General features: G+C 59.8%; 23 protein-coding genes. 6 read left to right on the top strand and 17 right to left on the bottom strand.

Features of this window, described 5'->3' with window-relative positions; translation table 11 throughout:
- Positions 1-67: 67 nt before the first annotated feature.
- Positions 68-508 (top strand): hypothetical protein, encoded by a 441-nt coding sequence (locus ACI2KB_RS18910; RefSeq protein WP_404636726.1) that lies wholly within the window; start codon positions 68-70, stop codon positions 506-508.
- 41 nt (positions 509-549) lie between these two features.
- Here the strand turns inward: ACI2KB_RS18910 and ACI2KB_RS18905 are convergent, their stop codons facing one another.
- The 9 genes from ACI2KB_RS18905 to ACI2KB_RS18865 form a co-directional block, all read right to left on the bottom strand.
- Positions 550-873, bottom strand: a complete 324-nt coding sequence (locus ACI2KB_RS18905) for a DUF3392 domain-containing protein (protein ID WP_062385487.1) — start codon at positions 871-873, stop codon at positions 550-552.
- 22 nt (positions 874-895) lie between these two features.
- Positions 896-2110, bottom strand: a complete 1215-nt coding sequence (gene hemW, locus ACI2KB_RS18900) for a radical SAM family heme chaperone HemW (protein ID WP_404636724.1) — start codon at positions 2108-2110, stop codon at positions 896-898.
- Entirely contained in the window at positions 2110-2703 is a 594-nt protein-coding gene (rdgB, locus tag ACI2KB_RS18895; RefSeq protein ID WP_404636722.1) for an RdgB/HAM1 family non-canonical purine NTP pyrophosphatase, read from the bottom strand. Before rdgB ends, hemW begins: the two co-directional genes overlap by 1 nt.
- On the bottom strand, positions 2700-3146 hold the full coding sequence (locus ACI2KB_RS18890; RefSeq protein WP_404636720.1) for a DUF4426 domain-containing protein: 447 nt from the start codon (positions 3144-3146) through the stop codon (positions 2700-2702). The genes rdgB and ACI2KB_RS18890 overlap by 4 nt, the downstream gene beginning before the upstream one ends.
- A 23-nt stretch (positions 3147-3169) precedes the next feature.
- The gene (gene metW / locus ACI2KB_RS18885; protein WP_404636718.1) at positions 3170-3790 is read right to left on the bottom strand and encodes a methionine biosynthesis protein MetW; all 621 of its coding nucleotides are present in this window, start codon (positions 3788-3790) and stop codon (positions 3170-3172) included.
- 7 nt (positions 3791-3797) lie between these two features.
- Positions 3798-4937: a homoserine O-acetyltransferase gene (locus ACI2KB_RS18880; protein ID WP_404636716.1), complete on the bottom strand. Its 1140-nt coding sequence runs from the start codon at positions 4935-4937 to the stop codon at positions 3798-3800.
- A gap of 176 nt (positions 4938-5113) precedes the next feature.
- Complete coding sequence (locus ACI2KB_RS18875; RefSeq protein ID WP_404636714.1) at positions 5114-5704, bottom strand: YggT family protein; 591 nt, start codon at positions 5702-5704, stop codon at positions 5114-5116.
- Positions 5705-5714: 10 nt separating this feature from the next.
- Positions 5715-6533, bottom strand: coding sequence for a pyrroline-5-carboxylate reductase (gene proC / locus ACI2KB_RS18870; protein ID WP_404636712.1), 819 nt, complete (start codon positions 6531-6533; stop codon positions 5715-5717).
- 24 nt (positions 6534-6557) lie between these two features.
- Positions 6558-7244, bottom strand: coding sequence for a YggS family pyridoxal phosphate-dependent enzyme (locus ACI2KB_RS18865; protein WP_404636710.1), 687 nt, complete (start codon positions 7242-7244; stop codon positions 6558-6560).
- 54 nt (positions 7245-7298) lie between these two features.
- Here ACI2KB_RS18865 and ACI2KB_RS18860 point away from each other — a divergent pair, with 54 nt between their 5' ends.
- Positions 7299-8333 (top strand): type IV pilus twitching motility protein PilT, encoded by a 1035-nt coding sequence (locus ACI2KB_RS18860; RefSeq protein WP_081565107.1) that lies wholly within the window; start codon positions 7299-7301, stop codon positions 8331-8333.
- Positions 8334-8492: 159 nt separating this feature from the next.
- On the opposite strand, the gene ACI2KB_RS18855 is transcribed toward ACI2KB_RS18860, so the two are convergent.
- Positions 8493-9215: a C40 family peptidase gene (locus tag ACI2KB_RS18855; RefSeq protein ID WP_404636709.1), complete on the bottom strand. Its 723-nt coding sequence runs from the start codon at positions 9213-9215 to the stop codon at positions 8493-8495.
- Positions 9216-9465: 250 nt separating this feature from the next.
- Between ACI2KB_RS18855 and ACI2KB_RS18850 the strand changes: the two genes are divergently transcribed.
- A complete protein-coding gene (locus ACI2KB_RS18850; RefSeq protein WP_404636708.1) occupies positions 9466-9885 on the top strand; it encodes an NINE protein in 420 nt (139 codons plus the stop codon).
- 156 nt (positions 9886-10041) lie between these two features.
- Here the strand turns inward: ACI2KB_RS18850 and ACI2KB_RS18845 are convergent, their stop codons facing one another.
- The 7 genes from ACI2KB_RS18845 to gshB form a co-directional block, all read right to left on the bottom strand.
- Positions 10042-11313, bottom strand: a complete 1272-nt coding sequence (locus ACI2KB_RS18845; RefSeq protein WP_404636707.1) for a dihydroorotase — start codon at positions 11311-11313, stop codon at positions 10042-10044.
- Positions 11310-12314 carry an aspartate carbamoyltransferase catalytic subunit gene (locus tag ACI2KB_RS18840; protein ID WP_404636706.1) on the bottom strand — a complete coding sequence of 335 codons (1005 nt, stop codon included), beginning with the start codon at positions 12312-12314 and terminating at the stop codon, positions 11310-11312. The genes ACI2KB_RS18845 and ACI2KB_RS18840 overlap by 4 nt, the downstream gene beginning before the upstream one ends.
- Positions 12315-12326: 12 nt before the next feature.
- The gene (gene pyrR, locus ACI2KB_RS18835) at positions 12327-12851 is read right to left on the bottom strand and encodes a bifunctional pyr operon transcriptional regulator/uracil phosphoribosyltransferase PyrR (RefSeq protein ID WP_404636705.1); all 525 of its coding nucleotides are present in this window, start codon (positions 12849-12851) and stop codon (positions 12327-12329) included.
- A gap of 104 nt (positions 12852-12955) precedes the next feature.
- Positions 12956-13396 (bottom strand): Holliday junction resolvase RuvX, encoded by a 441-nt coding sequence (ruvX, locus tag ACI2KB_RS18830; protein ID WP_404636704.1) that lies wholly within the window; start codon positions 13394-13396, stop codon positions 12956-12958.
- On the bottom strand, positions 13396-13965 hold the full coding sequence (locus tag ACI2KB_RS18825) for a YqgE/AlgH family protein (protein ID WP_404636703.1): 570 nt from the start codon (positions 13963-13965) through the stop codon (positions 13396-13398). Before ACI2KB_RS18825 ends, ruvX begins: the two co-directional genes overlap by 1 nt.
- 196 nt (positions 13966-14161) lie before the next feature.
- Positions 14162-15064, bottom strand: coding sequence for a TonB family protein (locus ACI2KB_RS18820; RefSeq protein WP_404636702.1), 903 nt, complete (start codon positions 15062-15064; stop codon positions 14162-14164).
- Positions 15065-15342: 278 nt separating this feature from the next.
- Positions 15343-16296, bottom strand: a complete 954-nt coding sequence (gene gshB, locus ACI2KB_RS18815) for a glutathione synthase (protein WP_404636701.1) — start codon at positions 16294-16296, stop codon at positions 15343-15345.
- 260 nt (positions 16297-16556) lie between these two features.
- Here gshB and pilG point away from each other — a divergent pair, with 260 nt between their 5' ends.
- From pilG to ACI2KB_RS18800, 3 genes are read left to right on the top strand one after another with little or no spacing between them, the layout of a single operon-like run.
- Positions 16557-16967, top strand: a complete 411-nt coding sequence (pilG, locus tag ACI2KB_RS18810) for a twitching motility response regulator PilG (RefSeq protein WP_404636700.1) — start codon at positions 16557-16559, stop codon at positions 16965-16967.
- Between the two features lie 45 nt (positions 16968-17012).
- Positions 17013-17378, top strand: a complete 366-nt coding sequence (gene pilH, locus ACI2KB_RS18805; protein WP_404636699.1) for a twitching motility response regulator PilH — start codon at positions 17013-17015, stop codon at positions 17376-17378.
- Between the two features lie 16 nt (positions 17379-17394).
- Positions 17395-17934 carry a chemotaxis protein CheW gene (locus ACI2KB_RS18800; RefSeq protein ID WP_404636698.1) on the top strand — a complete coding sequence of 180 codons (540 nt, stop codon included), beginning with the start codon at positions 17395-17397 and terminating at the stop codon, positions 17932-17934.
- Positions 17935-18066 lie beyond the last annotated feature (132 nt).

Genomic DNA, 18066 nt, shown 5'->3' with positions numbered 1-18066 from the left:
CGCTCGCCAAATTTGATCGCTATCGTCCTGCCGTTGCACCTATCAATGTTGAAAACGGGGAATGATGATGAAAAAGATCTGGCAAATGGCCGCAGTCGCTACGCTGATCGCAACGACGAGTGGCTGTGTCAGCTACAACATGAGCCAACCGGTTGCGTCGCTTTCTGGCGATGTGACGACCGATCTCAAGGCGGACGTGAAAGTTGGCGAAACCATTCAGGGTGAATCGTCCAGCAACGTTCTGTTCGGCTGGTTGAACATCGGCGGCGATACTCAATTCGCTGACGGTGTGACGTATGGCGGCGCAAGCGGTGGCGGCATGGGCTTGCCTCTGCCGGACCCGATCTCTCAGGCCAAGGCTGCGGCGGCCTATAAGGCGGTGAAGTCGTCCGGTTCAGACCTGATTGTAGCGCCGCGTTATGAAGTGACCGTCAACGATTACTTCATCTTCAAGCAGGTGAACGTCAAGGTTACCGGCAACAAAGGCAGCATCCAGAGCATTCGCTAATGAAAGCGTCGCACCCGTGAAGCCTACGGGTGCGATGTCCATCACTTGCGATCAGCCACCACGCCAATCAAGACCAGCACCACCAGCAATACCGGCGCCAGGCTGTAGTTGTTGAACTGGCTGAGTCCGCGCACGACCCATGGCGTGGCGTAAATCAGCGCAGCGCCGCTACCGATGGTGCACAGCAGCGCCATGACCGGGACGCGCAAGGCACCGGCAAAGCTGCTCAACCGGCCTTCGATCCAGCCTTTGATATCTGCGCCAAACAGGATCAACAGGCAGCCCACCAACGCCAGCGCGATTTCCGACAGGTTGCTGCGACTCCAGCGTGAGACAGTGGCCAGCAGGTCGAGTACGAGGTCCATTCAGTTTCCTTAGCGTTAAGCCTTAAAGAAGAAAATCCTGCAGCAGGTCATTGAGGAACAGTTGACCTCGGGCAGTCGCTACCAGACGCGTGGGATCGGCCTCCAGCAAACCTCTTTGTTCGGCTTGCTGACGCGCGCTGGCGAGCGAATCGAGGCTTAGACCGGTGCGGCGCTGAAATAATGCAGCGTCGACCCCATTTGTCAGGCGCAGGGCGTTCATCAGGAATTCAAACGGCATTTCATCCAGCGGCAACAGCTTTTCGCCCGCCTGAAACGGCTTGGCCGGGTTCAGGTAATCCTTGGGCAACCGGGTTTTCCAGGTGCGAACGATACGGCCGTCAGGGTGGCTGAGTTTGCCGTGGGCGCCAGCACCGATGCCGATGAAATCACCGAAACTCCAGTAGTTCAGGTTATGGCGTGCAATACGTCCTGGCTGTGCATAGGCCGAAACTTCGTATTGCGCGTAGCCGTTTTCTCGCAGCAGCGCCTGACCGGCCTCTTGGATGTCCCAGAGGATGTCGTCTTCCGGCAGCGTCGGCGGTTGATTCCAGAACACGGTATTGGGCTCTAGGGTCAACTGATACCAAGACAAATGCGTCGGCGCGAGGGCGATGGCCTGACGCAGATCGCCCAGCGCGTCATCCTCGGACTGATCGGGTAGCCCGTGCATCAAGTCCAGGTTGAAGTTATCAAAACCGGCCTGACGCGCCATGTCCGCCGCGCGCACGGCTTCATCACCATTGTGAATGCGTCCGAGGGCCTTGAGCTTGGCTTCCTGAAAGCTCTGAATACCGATGGACAGGCGGTTGATCCCCAGGCCGCGATAGGCGCTGAATTTGACCTGTTCAAAGGTGCCGGGGTTGGCTTCCAGCGTGATTTCTATGTCCGGAGCAAAACGAATGCGTTGCTCGACGCCCCTCAATAGCCGTCCTAGGGCTTCTGCGCTGAACAGGCTTGGCGTGCCGCCGCCGAAGAAGATTGTGCTCAGCTCACGGCCATAGACGTGAGTCAAATCCTGATCGAGATCGGCCAGCAGCGCGTCGACATACTCCTCTTCCGGCAGCACGGCGCTGGCGGTGTGGGAGTTGAAATCGCAATACGGGCATTTACGCACGCACCAGGGGATATGGATGTACAGCGACAGCGGGGGCAGCTCGGCCAGCGGAGGTCGTGCCGATTCCGAACTGAGACCGGCCGCGCCAAGGATCAGCGGCCGAGTGTGAAGATCACTGACCATTACAAACCCAGACGCTGACGCAGAATGGCCATGGCGCGGGCGCGATGGCTGATCTGGTTCTTGTCGGCAGGCGTCAGCTCTGCGCTCGACAGATTGCGCTCCGGCACCCAGAACAGTGGGTCGTAACCAAAACCATGTTCGCCGCTGGCGGCGGTCAGGATGCGCCCATGCCACAGCCCTTCGCAGAGAATCGGTAGCGGGTCATCGGCATGACGAACCAGCGCCAGCACGCAGACGAACTGCGCGCCACGTTGTTCTTCGGGCACGTCTTTCAGAGCGTCGAGCAGTTTGGCGTTGTTCGCCGCGTCGCCTTTGCCATCGGCGTAACGAGCGGAATAAATGCCCGGCGCGCCGCCCAGAAAGTCCACCGCGAGGCCCGAGTCGTCCGCCAATGCAGGCAGCCCGGAAATGCGCGCGGCATTGCGGGCTTTCAGGATGGCGTTCTCGACGAACGACAGGCCGGTTTCTTCAGGTTCGACGCTGCTGAATTCGCCGATAGAGCGCAGTTTTACGCTGCCGCCGAGCATGGCCTGAAGTTCTTTGAGTTTGCCTGCGTTGTGGCTGGCCAGTACGAGTTGGGAAAAATTCATCATTCGTCCGAGAAAATCTGTTGGTTGAAGCTGAGCGTGTGGGTTTCGCCGTCAGCCGCTTTGACGTTGATCGTGAACACGTAAGTGGCCGAGGTATCAGGCTCCACAGCGAACTGGGCGAGGTAATTAATCGAACTGTTCTCACTGATCGACTTGAAGCTCAAGGTTTTCTTGCGCCCGGTCAGGTCGGCGACCGAGCCGTCGACGCTGGCCATGACGGTCTTGCCGTCCTTGATCGCTGTGATGTTGATCACGCCTTGACCCTTGCTGCGGGTCAGGCCGTATTCCGCGGCAATCGCCGGTTGCAGCATGCCGGAGGCGAAGGCGTTGTAATGAACGATCAGGTCGCCGAACTGCTGTTGTCGTGTCGGGCTGGCGCTGTCGGCGGCCATCGCTGACATGGCGAGCGTCATCAACAGGCCCAGCAGGGTTAGCAGACGCGCCATGATCGTTCTCCTTCTTGTCGGGATTACACGGCGATCTGGTGGTCCTGCAACGTAGGGCTGCTGACTCGATAGATGCCGATCTCACCCAACAGATTAGGCCAAAGCTTGCTGGTCCAACCGTGGCGATGCTGTTGATCCACCGCCAGCCGATCAATGACCTTCGCTGAACGCCCGCGGCACAGTTCTTCGAAGTCCGCGAACGTGCAGAAGTGGATGTTTGGCGTGTTGTACCAGGTGTACGGCAGGAACTCGGACACCGGCATCCGGCCCTTGCTTGCCAGGTACCAGCGGCAGCGCCAGTGACCGAAGTTCGGGAAGGTGATGATGCACTGGCGGCCAACGCGCAGCATTTCGTCGAGGATCTTGTCGGGGTAATGCACGGCTTGCAGCGCCTGGGTCATGACCACAATGTCGAAGCTGTTGCTGGCGAAGTTGCCCAGGCCTTTGTCCAGATCCTGCTCGATGACGTTAACGCCCCGCGCCACGCAACGGGCGATGTTATCGGGGTCGTTTTCCAGACCGTAGCCGGTCACTTGCTTGTTGTCCTTCAGCCAGGCCAGCAATTCGCCGTCGCCACAGCCGAGGTCGAGCACGCGGCTGCCTGCCGGTATCCAGTCTTGGATGATTTCCAGGTCGGCTCTCATGGTGTCCTCAGAGTGCAATTCGGTTCATGTAGCTGGTGAAGGCCTGCAAATAGCGCGGAATCGGCATCAGGAAGGCGTCGTGGCCTTGCGGTGCGTCGATCTCCAGATAGCAAACGTCCTTTTTCGCGGCCATCAGCGCGTCCACCAGTTCCCGCGAACGGGCAGGGGAGAAGCGCCAGTCGGTGGTAAAGGACATCACGCAGAATTTCGAGGTGGCGTTGGCGAAGGTCGCGGCCAGATCGTCGTTGAAGTTGGCGGCCGGGTCGAAATAGTCCAGCGCCTTGGTCATCAGCAGGTAAGTGTTGGCGTCGAAACGCCCGGAGAACTCTTCGCCCTGATAACGCAGGTAGCTTTCGACCTGAAACTCGACGCTGTGGAAGTCGTAGTTCAGCTTTTCGCTTTTCAGGCCACGGCCGAATTTCTCGCCCATCGAGTCGTCGGACAGGTAAGTGATGTGGCCGACCATACGCGCCAGCATCAAGCCGCGTTTAGGGATCACGCCCTGTTCCTGGAACGAGCCACCATGGAATTCGGGGTCGGTGAGGATGGCTTGGCGCGCGACTTCGTTGAAGGCGATGTTCTGTGCCGACAACTTGGGCGCCGAGGCGATTGCCAGGCAATGGCGCACGCGGTCCGGATAGGTCATCGTCCACTGCAACGCCTGCATGCCACCCAGGCTGCCGCCGACCACGGCGGCCCATTGAATGATGCCGAGGGTGTCGGCGAGTCGCGCCTGACTGTGCACCCAGTCTTCGACGGTCAGTACCGGGAAATCGGCGCCGAACGGCTTGCCGGTTTCCGGGTTGATACTGCTGGGGCCGGTGGAACCATTGCAGCCGCCGAGGTTGTTCAGGCTGACGACGAAGAATTTGTGGGTGTCGATCGCCTTGCCGGGGCCGATGCAACTGTCCCACCAGCCCGGCTTGCGGTCTTCGGTGCTGTGGTAACCGGCAGCGTGGTGATGGCCGGACAAGGCGTGACAGATCAACACCGCGTTGCTTTTGGCGGCGTTGAGTTGACCGTAGGTTTCGTAGATGAGGTCGTATGCGGCCAGCGAACGACCGCAGGCCAGAGCCAGTGGCTCGCTGAAATGCGCCGTTTGCGGCGTGACCAGACCAACAGAATCTTCGGGAAAGACCGTGGACATCGACCCTGCTCTCACTGAAATGAGGCGTAAGTCTAAAGATCGCGGGGGGGAGCGGCAAGCAAACAACAGGAGTGGCGTACACAACTCCCGTAGCAGTCCGGCTTGATGGCGGTAGCGTCTGAATGATCGCTGTCGCGGCAAGCCGGACTGCTACAGGGGAGTGTCAAGGCTGGGGATCAGATCATCCGCCACAACTCTTGCGGCATACCGGCATAGCCCGCCAGTTCAGGCATGACGTACGACTGCACCACCTGAATCGCCAGAAACGCGAAAATCGGCGAGATGTCCATGCCACCCAGGTTCGGGACGATGCGGCGGAACGGCGCCAGGATCGGCTCGCTGATCTGGTAGGCCAGCTCGGCCGCCGGGTTGTGGGTGCCGGGGGCGATCCACGAGACGATCACCATGATGATCATCGCCACCCAGAAGATCTTCAGCAGCAACGAGGTGATACCGATGATTGCCCACATCAACAGGTGCGGGAAGTCGCCGATGGTGCCGTAGGTCATCATCAGCACGAAGGCCATCAACAGCGCCTGAATCACGATGGCCAGCAACAGCGACGACGTATCCAGCCCCAGCACGCTTGGAACGATGCGGCGAATCGGCTTGAGCAGAGGCTGAGTGGCCTTCACGGCGAACTGGCTGAGCGGGTTGTAGAAGTTGGCTTTGACCAGTTGCAGCACGAAGCGCAGCAGAACGATTGTCAGGTACAGGCTGATCAGCGTCTGAATGACGAAAATTGTGGCGCCGGTGAGTGCATTCATAAATCGCTCCTTATTTGCCCAGCAGTTCGGCGAGTTCGGCCGAGCGATGTGCAGCGGCGCCAAGCGCCTTTTCAACGATCGTTTCGAAACCGTCCGCCTGGAACGATTTGATCGCCGCTTCCGTGGTGCCCGCAGGCGAGGTGACGCGACGACGCAGCTCGGCGGCATCGACATCGCTGGTAGTGGCCATGCGTGCGGCACCCAGCGCGGTTTCCTGGCTTAGTTGCTTGGCGACCTCAGGCGAGAGGCCCAACTTGACGCCAGCAGCTGCCATCGCCTCGATCAGCAGGAAGAAGTACGCAGGGCCGCTGCCGGAAACGGCAGTGACGGCGTCGATCTGCGCTTCGGTGTCGACCCACAGCGCGATGCCCACAGCCGAAAGCAGGGTTTCCGCCTGTTGGCGCTGAGCCGTCGTCACGTCTGCGGTGGCGTACAAACCGCTCACGCCCTGACGCAGCAGCGCCGGGGTGTTGGGCATGCAGCGCACCAAGGGTTGCTCGCCGAGCCAGCCTTTCATGCTGGCGCAGGTGATACCGGCGGCAATCGAGACGATCAGCTGATTTGGTTTCAACGAGGGTTTGAGCGCCTCGCAAACGGCTTTCATCATCTGCGGCTTGACCGCCAACAGAACGACGTCAGCGCCTTCGATGGCCTCTGAGTTGTCGGCATAGGTTTTGATGCCGTGTTCTTTGCTGATGCGCTCGCGCGTTTCGGCACCAGGATCGCTGGCGCGGATCAATTCAGCCTCGACGCCTTGGGCGCGCATGCCGCCAATCAGGCTGGCAGCCATGTTGCCGGCGCCGATGAACGCAATACGAGTCTTGCTCATGAACGATTTCCTGTGAGGCAAAGGTTAGGGCTGCCCGTAATCACGGGCGCCAAAGAGGGCCGTGCCGATCCGCACCCAGGTTGCGCCTTGTGCAATGGCGGCTTCCAGGTCGTGGCTCATGCCCATGGAAAGGGTGTCCAGCGGCAGCTTCAGTTGGTCTTGCAGGCTGCGCACGGCAGCAAAGGCAGCGTTCTGTTCGTCGCTGTTTTCGGTGGGTTCGGGAATTGCCATCACGCCGCGCAATCTCAGATTGGGCAGGGCGTTGATCGCTTGCGCCAACGCAGGCAGCTCTTCAGGCGTGCAGCCGGACTTGCTGGCTTCACCGCTGACGTTGACCTGAATGCAGATGTTGAGCGGGGGCAGTTCAGCAGGGCGCTGTTCGGACAGGCGTTGTGCGATTTTCAGACGATCCACGGAGTGTACCCAGTCGAAATGCTCGGCGATGGCGCGAGTCTTGTTTGACTGGATGGGGCCGATGAAATGCCAGATCAAGGGCAAATCGCTCAATTCGGTCTGTTTGCCGAGGGCTTCCTGGAGGTAGTTCTCGCCGAAGTCGCGCAGACCCGCGTCGTACGCTTCGCGTAGGTCACTGGCTGGTTTGGTCTTGCTCACGGCCAGCAGCCTGACGGTCGCCGGGTCGCGTTGAGCGGCCTGCGCTGCGATGCGAATTCGCTCTGCGAGCGTTGAAATGTTCTCTGCTATCGTGGACATTGATTTGCGCCAGCAGGGCTAAAGTCTGCGGCATTCTATGTGATGAGGAGCTGTATGGATATTACCGAGCTGCTTGCCTTCAGTGCCAAGCAAGGCGCGTCGGACTTACACCTCTCGGCTGGCCTGCCACCGATGATCCGTGTGGACGGCGATGTGCGACGGATCAATCTGCCAGCGCTGGACCAGAAAGAGGTACAGGCGCTGATCTACGACATCATGAACGACCGCCAGCGCAAGGACTTCGAGGAAGATCTGGAAACGGACTTCTCTTTTGAAGTGCCGGGGGTGGCGCGCTTTCGGGTCAACGCCTTCAACCAGAACCGTGGCGCGGGCGCCGTGTTCCGGACCATTCCATCGAAGGTCCTGAGCATGGAAGAGTTGGGCATGGGGGAAGTGTTTCGGAAGATTACAGACGTTCCTCGCGGCCTGGTGCTGGTCACCGGCCCTACGGGTTCCGGTAAATCGACGACGCTGGCGGCGATGGTCGATTACCTGAACGCCAATAAGCATCACCACATCCTCACCATCGAAGACCCTATCGAATTCGTTCACGAGTCCAAGAAAAGCCTGATCAACCAACGTGAAGTCCACCGCGACACTCACGGCTTTGCTGAAGCATTGCGCTCGGCACTGCGGGAGGACCCGGACGTGATTCTGGTGGGCGAGCTGCGGGACCTGGAAACCATTCGTCTGGCGCTGACGGCTGCGGAAACGGGCCACTTGGTGTTTGGCACGCTGCACACCACGTCGGCGGCGAAAAGTATCGACCGGATCGTGGACGTCTTCCCGGCGCAGGAGAAATCGATGATTCGCTCGATGCTCTCCGAGTCGCTGCATGCCATCGTGTCTCAGGCGCTGTTGAAGAAGGTGGGCGGCGGTCGAGTGGCGGCGCACGAAATCATGATCGGCACTTCGGCGATCCGTAACCTGATTCGAGAGGACAAGGTGGCGCAGATGTACTCGTCTATTCAGACCGGCGGGGCGCTAGGGATGCAGACCCTGGACATGTGTCTGAAAGATCTGATTAGCAAGGGGCTGATCACGCGGGAGAGCGCTCGCGAGAAGGCGAAGACGCCGGATAATTTCTAGCGCTCAGACGCTGCAAACAATTGTGGGAGCGAATTCATTCGCGATTGGCCGGTACATCCGATCAATCTCTATCGGCTGTACGACTGTCTCGCGAATGAATTCGCTCCCACAGATATTGCAATCCACAAGTTTTTCCGTCGTCAGACAGAATGCCGCGTATCAGCGCTGCGCGACCCGCACCGTGCCTTTATGACTCGGCGGCTGTTTGGGCAATACGCGCTTGGCGATCACGTAGTGGCTGTCCCAGTACGGCTTGTTCAGCGTGTCGACGGTCACGGCCTTGCCGCGACGAGGGGCGTGCACGAACTGGCCATCACCCAGGTAGATCGCGACGTGGTTCACCTTGCGACTCTTGATGTTGAAGAACAGCAAGTCGCCCGGTTTCAGGTCCTTGCGATCGACCTTCTGCCCATGGCCTTCAGCCATGGCGTTGGAGGTGCGAGGCAGGTCCACTTCGCTCACATCGTTGAACGCGTATTTCACCAGACCGCTGCAATCGAAGCCTTTCGTCGGGCTGGTGCCACCCCAACGATACGGGGTGCCGATGGCCTTGACGGCCCGGTTCACCACGTTGCTGCTTTGCTTGGTCCCCGCCTGCCCGGCAGAAGCGAGGGCGACGGTGTTCTTCGAAATCTTGCGAGTGCTTTGGGCTTTCTTGCCTTTGGTCGCTCGGCTTTTCTTGCTGGACGTCTCAAGAGGTGTTGCGGTTTCTTCGATGGCCTCCTGAGTGGCGATGTTGCTGGCTACCGTGGTTTGCGAAGGATGACTTTTCGCGGTGAAACCGGTGAAGCTCGGTGGTAGCGATTGCTCACGATTGGTGGCGTGGGCGGCCAGTGGCATAAATAGACAAATAGTCAGCCATGTCTTTAAAAATGGACGCATTAGGCAGGGCTCATGTGGGTCAGCGCGCAACTTTATAACAGCTTTTTCAAGCGCGCTGATCCCATTTGTCGAACAATTTACTGCCCTGAAAGTCAGATTTGGCGGTAAAACTGTCAAATGACTGTAGTCAACGCCTTACGTATCAAGGGTTTGCACGAAGTCGCAGATGTTCAAACCATACGTCGGACGGCGCTACTAAAGTCACAAAAGTTACGCATATTTTTTTCTATCGGTGCAAAAGAGGAACCCAATGAACACCTATTACCCTGACGGCCAGCGCCCGGACACGCATAGCAAAGTGATGGGCTATCTGTTGTGGATCGTCGGCTTCACCGGTTCTCATCGCTTTTATTACGGCAAACCTGTGACCGGGACGATCTGGTTTTTCACTTTCGGTTTGCTGGGGATTGGCTGGCTGATCGACCTGTTTCTAATTCCATCGATGGATCGCGAGGCGGACTTGCGTTTTCATGCAGGCTCAACCGATTACAGCGTCGCCTGGATTCTGCTGACGTTTCTCGGTGTGTTTGGCGTGCATCGGATGTATCAGGGCAAATGGATCACCGGGATCCTTTACCTCTTGACCGGCGGGTTGGCGTTTCTAGGGGTGCTGTATGACTTCTGGACGCTGAATGACCAGGTCTCAGTGAAAAACGCAGAGCGTCATTGAAGGCACGCGGGACAATTGTGGGAGCCGACTTGTTGGCGAAAGCGGTGGGTCAGCTATGAATCAGCTGACTGACACTCCACTTTCGCCAGCAAGCCGGCTCCCACAGGTTTTGCGTTGCCGTTAGGGCCGATTGTGTCAATCAGACGCGGGACTACATCACGCGATGTAGCTGATGCGTCCATCCACAAAGGTGTACTTCACCGCGCTCGGTAGGCAATGCCCTGTGAACGGGCAGTTTTCGCCTTTGGACAGCCACTTCTCGCCAGCGACGGTCGACGCCGCCGGGTCGAACAACACCAAATCCGCCGCAGCCCCCGCTGCAATCTGACCCGCTGGCAAGCGCAATGCCGCAGCCGGACCTGCGCTCAGGCGCGAAAGTAGCGTCGGCAGGTCCAGCAGGCCGTCTTCCACCAGTGTCATTGCCAGTGGCAACAACAGCTCCACGCTGCTGATACCCGGCTCGGTTGCGCCGAACGGGGCCAGCTTCGCATCTCGTTCATGGGGCTGGTGATGACTGGCGATTGCCTGCACCACGCCGGACTTGACCGCTTCACGCAGCGCATCGCGATCAGCGCGGGTGCGCAGCGGTGGTTGCACGTGATAGAGGCTTGAGAAGTCGATCAGTGCTTCATCGGTCAAAATCAGTTGATACAGCGCAACGTCAGCGGTGACTTTCAGGCCGCGAGCTTGCGCCTGAGCAATCAATTCAACGCCACGGGCGCTGGTCAGTTGCGTGAAGTGCGCACGCACGCCACTTTGTTCGACCAACAGCAGATCACGAGCCAGCGCCACGGTCTCTGCGGTTTCCGGAATGCCCGGCAGGCCGAGGAAAGCCGCTGTCGGGCCATCGTGAGCCAAACCGCCTGCGGCCAGATCATGATCTTGCGAGTTGAAGATCACGGTCAGGTCAAACGTCGCCGCGTATTCCAGCGCGCGGCACAGCGTGCGGTTGCTGCCGAAGTGGGTCAGGCCGTTGGTGAACGCCACGCAGCCTGCGTCGCGCAGGGCGATCAGTTCGGCCAGTTGCTCGCCTTCGAGGCCCTTGCTCAGCGCGCCGATTGGAAACACCTTGCTGTGCCCGGCCTCGCGGGCGCGGTCCAAAATAAGCTCTGCAACCGCCGAGGTGTCCAGAACCGGCTTGGTCCGGGGCGGGCAGCACAGACTGGTCACGCCACCCGCTGCGGCGGCGCGGGTTTCGCTGGCGATGCTGCCTTTGCGGCTGTAGCCCGGCTCGCGCAGGGATACGTTCAGGTCGACCAGGCCGGGTGCGGCGACGAGGCCTTTGCCGTCGATGGTTTGCGTTGGAACGAAATCGGCTGGGGCCGCACCGAGGGCGAGGACCTTTCCGGCTTCCAGGTGAATGTCGAGAACCTGGTCCAGACCGCTGACAGGGTCGATGACGCGAGCGCCAAGGATGCTGAACTTCACTGGGCGTTCTCCTGCTCGAACTGACGTTGTGCGGTTTGGCCGCTCATGGCCATGGACAAGACGGCCATGCGCACTGCGATGCCGTAGGTGACTTGATTGAGGATCACTGAGTGGGCGCCGTCGGCCACTGCCGACTCGATTTCCACGCCCCGGTTGATCGGGCCGGGGTGCATGACGATGGCGTCCGGCTTGGCACCGGCCAGACGCGCAGTGGTCAGGCCGAACAGGCGGTAGAACTCGCCCTCGCTCGGCAGCAGGCCACCCGACATACGCTCGCGTTGCAGGCGCAGCATGATCACCACGTCGACGTCTTTCAGGCCTTCGGCCAGATCGGTGTAGACCTTCACACCATACTGCTCGACGCCAATCGGCAGCAGGGTTTTTGGGGCGACCACGCGGATGTCCGGGCAGCCCAGTGCCTTGAGCGCGATCATGTTCGAGCGCGCCACGCGGGAGTGCAGGATGTCGCCGACGATGGCCACCGAGAGGTTCTTGAAGTCGCCCTTGTGGCGGCGAATGGTCAGCATGTCGAGCATGCCCTGAGTCGGGTGCGCATGACGGCCGTCGCCGCCGTTGATGATCGCCACCTGTGGGCAGACGTGTTCAGCGATGAAGTGCGCGGCACCCGAGTCGGCATGGCGCACGACGAACATGTCGGCGGCCATGGCCTCAAGGTTGCGCAGGGTGTCGAACAGGGTCTCGCCTTTGCTGGTGGACGAAGTCGAGACGTTCAGGGTGATGACGTCCGCCGACAGCCGTTGCGCCGCTAGCTCGAAGGTGGTGCGGGTGCGCGTGGAGTTTTCGAAGAACACGTTGCACACGGTCTTGCCGCGTAGCAACGGGACTTTCTTCACCGCCCGCGCGCCGACTTCAAGGAACGAGTCGGCGGTGTCGAGGATTTCGGTGAGCAGTTCGCGGGGCAAACCGTCGAGCGAGAGAAAATGTTGCAACTGACCCTGATGGTTCAGTTGCAGCGGGCGCTTGGCGTCGAGAGGCGTCATCGCAAAGGACTCTTAGAGGGCGGCGGAATCGGTGGAAAGGTCTTGCAGTTCAAGCGTCAGCGGCGTCGGGCCGGACAGCTTGACGCGCTCGTTGGGAGACAGGTTCAGCGTCGCTCCGGTCACATTCGGGCGAATCGGCAGCTCGGCGGCGTCCAGATCCAGCAGCGAGACCAGCGTTACGCTGGCAGGGCGGCCGTAGTCGAACAACTCGTTGAGGGCGGCGCGAATGGTGCGCCCGCTCATGAGCACATCGTCGATCAGCACCAGATGCTGGCCTTCGATCTCGAAAGGTAGCTCCGATGGGCGCACCTGCGGGTGCAGGCCGTTCTGGCTGAAGTCATCGCGGTAGAACGACACGTCAAGCGTGCCCAGCGGCGACTGGCTGCCCAAGGCCTCAAGCAGGGCTTGAGCGACCCACACGCCACCTGTGCGAATGCCAATGAAGCGTGGCTCGCTGATGCTTCTTTTATTCAGGTATGCGGTCAGGTCGATCGCCATCTGGCTGATCAGTTCGGCGGGGTTCGGCAGGCTGCTCATGGTCGCTCCTTCAAGAGCCCGGTCGTGCAGACGGCAACGGACCGGGCCAAAACTCAGATTCGGTGCAGTGTATAGCGCTCAGGTTTCAAACTCAGCCGTCACGCTCAGTCTTCAAACAGTGCGCCATTGGCTTCCAGCCAGCCTTGCAGCAGAAGCGCTGCGGCGATGGCATCCACCGGATTGTCGCGGAAACTGCCGCGCTGACCGCCTCGGGACATGCGCTCGCCCTTGGCTTCAAAGGTGGTCAGGCGTTCGTCGTGGGTGTAGACGGGCAGGTTGAAGCGGCCGTTGAGCTTGCGCGAGAACTTTTCGGCGCGGGCGCTCATCTCACTGGGCGTGCCGTCCATGTTCAAGGGCAGGCCGACCACGATGGCGTCGGGTTTCCATTCCTTGATCAGCGCCTCGACCCTGTCCCAGTCGGGCACGCCGTTCTGGGCTTTCAAGGTGCACAGCTCGCGGGCCTGGCCGGTGATGACCTGCCCGACAGCGACGCCGATCTGTTTGGTGCCGTAGTCGAACCCTAGCAGTAGACGCAACGCGGCCATCAGGCGTGCCCCGCCTGGCTGGTCAGCAGGTTCAGGTTCACGCCCAGTTTTGCGGCAGCGGCATTGAGGCGCTGGTCGCTGTCGAGTTCGAAGAGAATGGCCGGGTCGAACGCGCAGTTCAGCCAGGCGTTGGCGGCGAATTCGGCTTCCAGTTGGCCTGCGTCCCAGCCTGCGTAGCCCAGAGTGATCAGATTTTGATCAGGGCCGTAACCGTCGGCGATGGAAAACAGTACGTCTTGCGAGGTGGAGAGCGCTACGCCACCCAGATCGACCGTGGCCTGGAATACTTGGCCGGGCGGATGCAGGACGAAGCCGCGGTCGGTCTGCACTGGGCCGCCGACATGAATGGGGATGTGCTGACAGCGCGCAGGCGGCGTCATTTCCGGGCGTAATTGTTCGAGGATGTCTGCCAGTGACAGGCTTTGCGGGCGGTTGATCACCAGCCCCATCGCGCCATTGGCGTTGTGCTCGACGATGTAGGTCAAGGTCTGGGAAAAGTTCTCATCGTGCATGTGTGGCATGGCGATCAGAAATTGGTGCTTGAGGTACGACGGAGGGACGTTTTTCATGAGCCCTAGTGTGGCGCCGTGGGGCAGTTGTGACAACTGGCAGAACCGACACAGGGGTGGATAAATCGCGACGGGGTTCAGGTTTCATGTTGCTGATGAGGGGCGAGCGCACGACTACATGCACCAATTGATTCCGGCCGGGCACTGTAGCTGTGGGAGCCAGCAAGCCGGCTCCCACAGGGGCGGGTGGGTTCATTCAATTACTGGAAAGTTTGTCCCCGCGGGCAAATTTCCAGGTGCGGATGATTTCCAGGCGGTCGATGTCCGACAGATCCCCGGTGAACGGCGCAAACGGCGCGGCCAGGCGCACGATGCGTTGCGCGGCCTGATCCAGCAACGGCTGGCCGGAAGACTCAAGTACCAGTACTTCATACAAAGAACCGTCGCGGTTGATCGACACCATCATCCGCAGGCTGCCGTAGATCTGCTGGCGTCGGGCTTCTTCGGGGTAATTGAGGTTGCCGATGCGCTCGATTTTCTTGCGCCAGTCTTCTTTGTACCAGGCGCCCTTGTCGCGCATGGTCGAGGCCGCGCTCAGGCGATGAATCTTCGGCCGCTTGGCGTAGGCCTGTTGCTCATCGGCCAGTTCGGCTTCGAGGCTGGCGATTTCGCTGTTCAACTGAGTGCTGTCAAAGGTGGGTGCTGCTTTCTTCGGCTCGTCCGGCTTGACCTCTTCGCGCTTGGCGACGGTCTTTTCTTTCGCGGGTGCCTTGGTGGCCACGGCGGTTTTCGGTGCTTCCTGTTTGACCACCGGTTTGGCGGCAGGCGGAGGCGTTACCTTGTTGATCTGGGTGTCCTGATAGGGCGCGACTTCTGTTGTCTTGGGAACGGCTTTTTTGTCGAGGGTGCCGCTGCCTTGCTGGTTTTCCTGGGCGAGAAAGTCGGCGTCCTTGGGCTTGGTGTCACTTTTGAATGGGGCGAGGGTGATTTCCAGTGTCTGGCTGATCTTTTCCGGCTTGACGTAGGTGAAGCCCACACCAAGGATCAGCGCCAGATGCACGAGCGCCGCGATCAGCAGGGTAAAACCCAGGCGATCGGCCGGACGCACGGAGGTGCGAGTCAGGGCCATCGGGAGATCTCTATCGACCGCAGCGTTCATCGACGCTCCGGCATCACATGAGCCAGCATTGTGAAAACCCACCTAGGGCGAAAATCAGGCCGCGCATAATAACGCAATGTGAGTGGGGACTTTGTCTTTGATGCGGGTTGGCCGATGTGTGGATAGGCCAGTCGACGCATGACACCTGTAGGAGCGAATTCATTCGCGAGACGCCAGTACAGCCGATAGACATTTATCGGATGTGACGCCCCAATCGTCGGGATGCCGCCCAGAATGAATTCGCTCCCACAGGGTAATGCGCACACCCTGTGGGAGTATTAGCGGGCTTCTAGTTTCTTCTCGATCGCATCCATCAACATCCCGCCGATGTCAGTGCCGAATGCATTGTCGATCTCGCGGATGCAGGTCGGGCTGGTGACGTTGATTTCGGTCAGGTTCTCGCCAATCACGTCCAGGCCGACGAACAGCAGGCCCTTCTCGCGCAGCGTCGGGCCGACTTCAGCGGCGATCCAGCGGTCACGGTCGGTCAGGGGGCGCGCTTCGCCACGACCACCTGCGGCCAGGTTGCCACGGGTTTCGCCAGCAGCCGGAATGCGCGCCAGGCAATATGGCACTGGCTCGCCGTCGATCATCAGAATGCGTTTGTCGCCATCCTTGATCGCGGGCAGGTAGGCCTGTGCCATGATCTGGTGCGCGCCGTTGACGGTCAGGGTTTCCAGAATCACCGACAGGTTCGGGTCTTCGGGGCGGTGGCGGAAGATCGAGGTGCCGCCCATGCCGTCCAGCGGTTTGTAGATCACGTCGCCATGCTCTGCCGCGAAGGCGCGCAGAATGTCTGCCCGGCGACTGACCAGCGTTGGCGGGGTGCAGTGCGGAAACAGGGTGGCGAACAGCTTTTCGTTGCAGTCGCGCAGGCTTTGCGGCTTGTTCACGATCAGCGTGCCAGCGCGTTCGGCCTGCTCCAATAGATAGGTGGTGTAGATGAAATCCATGTCGAACGGCGGATCCTTGCGCATCAGGATCACGTCCAGATCGTCCAGGCCGCTGTCGATTTCGGCTTCGAATTCGAACCACTTCTCGGGATTGGCGAAGACTTTCAGCGGTTTCATACGGGCGCGGGCCTGGCCCTTGGCCTGATACAGATCCTGCTGCTCCATGTAAAACAGCGACCAGCCGCGCGCTTGCGCTGCGAGAAGCATGGCCAGCGAGCTGTCCTTCTTATAGGAGATGCGCTCGATAGGGTCCATGACAATGCCAACGCGAACGCTCATGGGTAATATCCTCTGTTCGGTAATGGCCTTTGCGGGCCTGAAAATACGCGTCAGGGTGGCGCCGCGCAGGCTTCGGGTCAAGGGGCAAGCGTGGCGTATATGCTTTATGGATTGCGTCTTTAGAGTGTGCTAAAAAGGCTCGGCATCTGGCGTGAGGCCAGTTGTCCTATACCCCTCTAGATGGGGGTTCAGCGATTTCGAACAACACCAGACGGCCGAAGGCAACCCATCTGAATCGCCGCGGCGATGGTAGAGCAGATATGGAACAGCATTCAGCCCCATTGAAGGTCATGGTTATCGATGACTCGCGAACGATTCGTCGCACCGCCGAGACCTTGTTGCAAAACGTCGGCTGTGAGGTGATCACCGCGGTGGACGGCTTCGATGCGCTGGCGAAGATCGCTGATAATCATCCGAGAATCATTTTTGTCGACATCATGATGCCCAGGCTGGACGGGTATCAGACGTGTGCGTTGATCAAGAACAACCGGGCGTTCAAATCCACCCCGGTGATCATGTTGTCCTCCAGGGATGGGCTATTCGATAAGGCCAAGGGGCGTATCGTCGGTTCTGATCAGTTTTTGACCAAGCCGTTCAGCAAGGAAGAGCTGCTCAGTACGATCAAGGCCCACGTGCCTGAGTTCGTTGCAGTAGAACAACAACTATCTTGATGCCGGGCCCTTGCGCGGGGACGGCTGTTTCTATAGGGAAGCACCATGGCTCGAATTCTGATCGTCGATGACTCGCCGACTGAGATGTACAAGCTGACCGGGATGCTGGAAAAACACGGCCATCAGGTCCTCAAGGCTGAAAACGGCGCTGACGGCGTGGCGCTGGCGCGTCAGGAAAAGCCCGATGCCGTGCTGATGGACATCGTCATGCCGGGCCTCAACGGTTTTCAGGCGACTCGTCAGCTCACCAAGGATGCAGACACCAGTGCCATTCCGGTGATCATGATCACCACCAAGGATCAGGAAACCGACAAGGTCTGGGGCAAGCGCCAGGGCGCCCGGGATTACCTGACCAAGCCGGTGGACGAAGAAACCCTCTTGAAAACCCTGAACGCGGTTCTGGCGGGCTGAAGCCTGGCCCGCGTTCATGGCCCGGTCGCAAACCGCCTTTCAACTGCTGCTCGACATCGACCAGCGCTGCCGCTCGCTGGCTGCCGGCTTGCCCTTGCAGGAAACCCGGCAGCAAGGCTGGAGCGGCATCGGTTTTCGCATGGGTGAGCGTTACTACGTTGCGCCCATGGGCGAGGTCGACGAAATTCTTCACGAACCGCGCTATGCCGTGATGCCGGGCGTCAAACACTGGGTCAAGGGTATTGCTAACCTGCGTGGGCGCCTGTTGCCGATCATGGACGTGTACGCGTTTTTCGGCCACGAACTCTCCCCTCAGCGCAAGCAACGTCGCGTATTGGTGATTGACGATCAGGATGTCTTCGTCGGGCTGCTGGTGGATGAGGTGCTGGGCATGCAGCATTTCAGCGAGCGGAGTCTGATGCCCGAACCGTCGGGTGAAAGCGATCCCGATATCGCACCGTATATTCAGGGCTGTTTCCTGCGTGAGCAGGCCTGGCGGGTGTTCAGCCCCCGAAGTCTGGTGCAGTCCCCGGGTTTTATGAATGTCGCCCTTTAATCAAGGTCAAGAGGGGCTTTGTGGTATTCGTCCGCACAGCGGCTCTCGTCAATACTTCAATACCAGGCCTGCCGCGAATTCTGTGGGAGCCGGCTTGCTGGCGAAGGCGGCGAGTCAGGCGACTTGCCCGCA

Origin of the sequence: Pseudomonas sp. NPDC088444 (assembly GCF_044900175.1) — a bacterium.
Taxonomy (GTDB): domain Bacteria; phylum Pseudomonadota; class Gammaproteobacteria; order Pseudomonadales; family Pseudomonadaceae; genus Aquipseudomonas.
The sequence above is the reverse complement of the archived record's forward strand: the minus strand, read 5'-3'. Positions and strand labels throughout refer to the sequence as shown.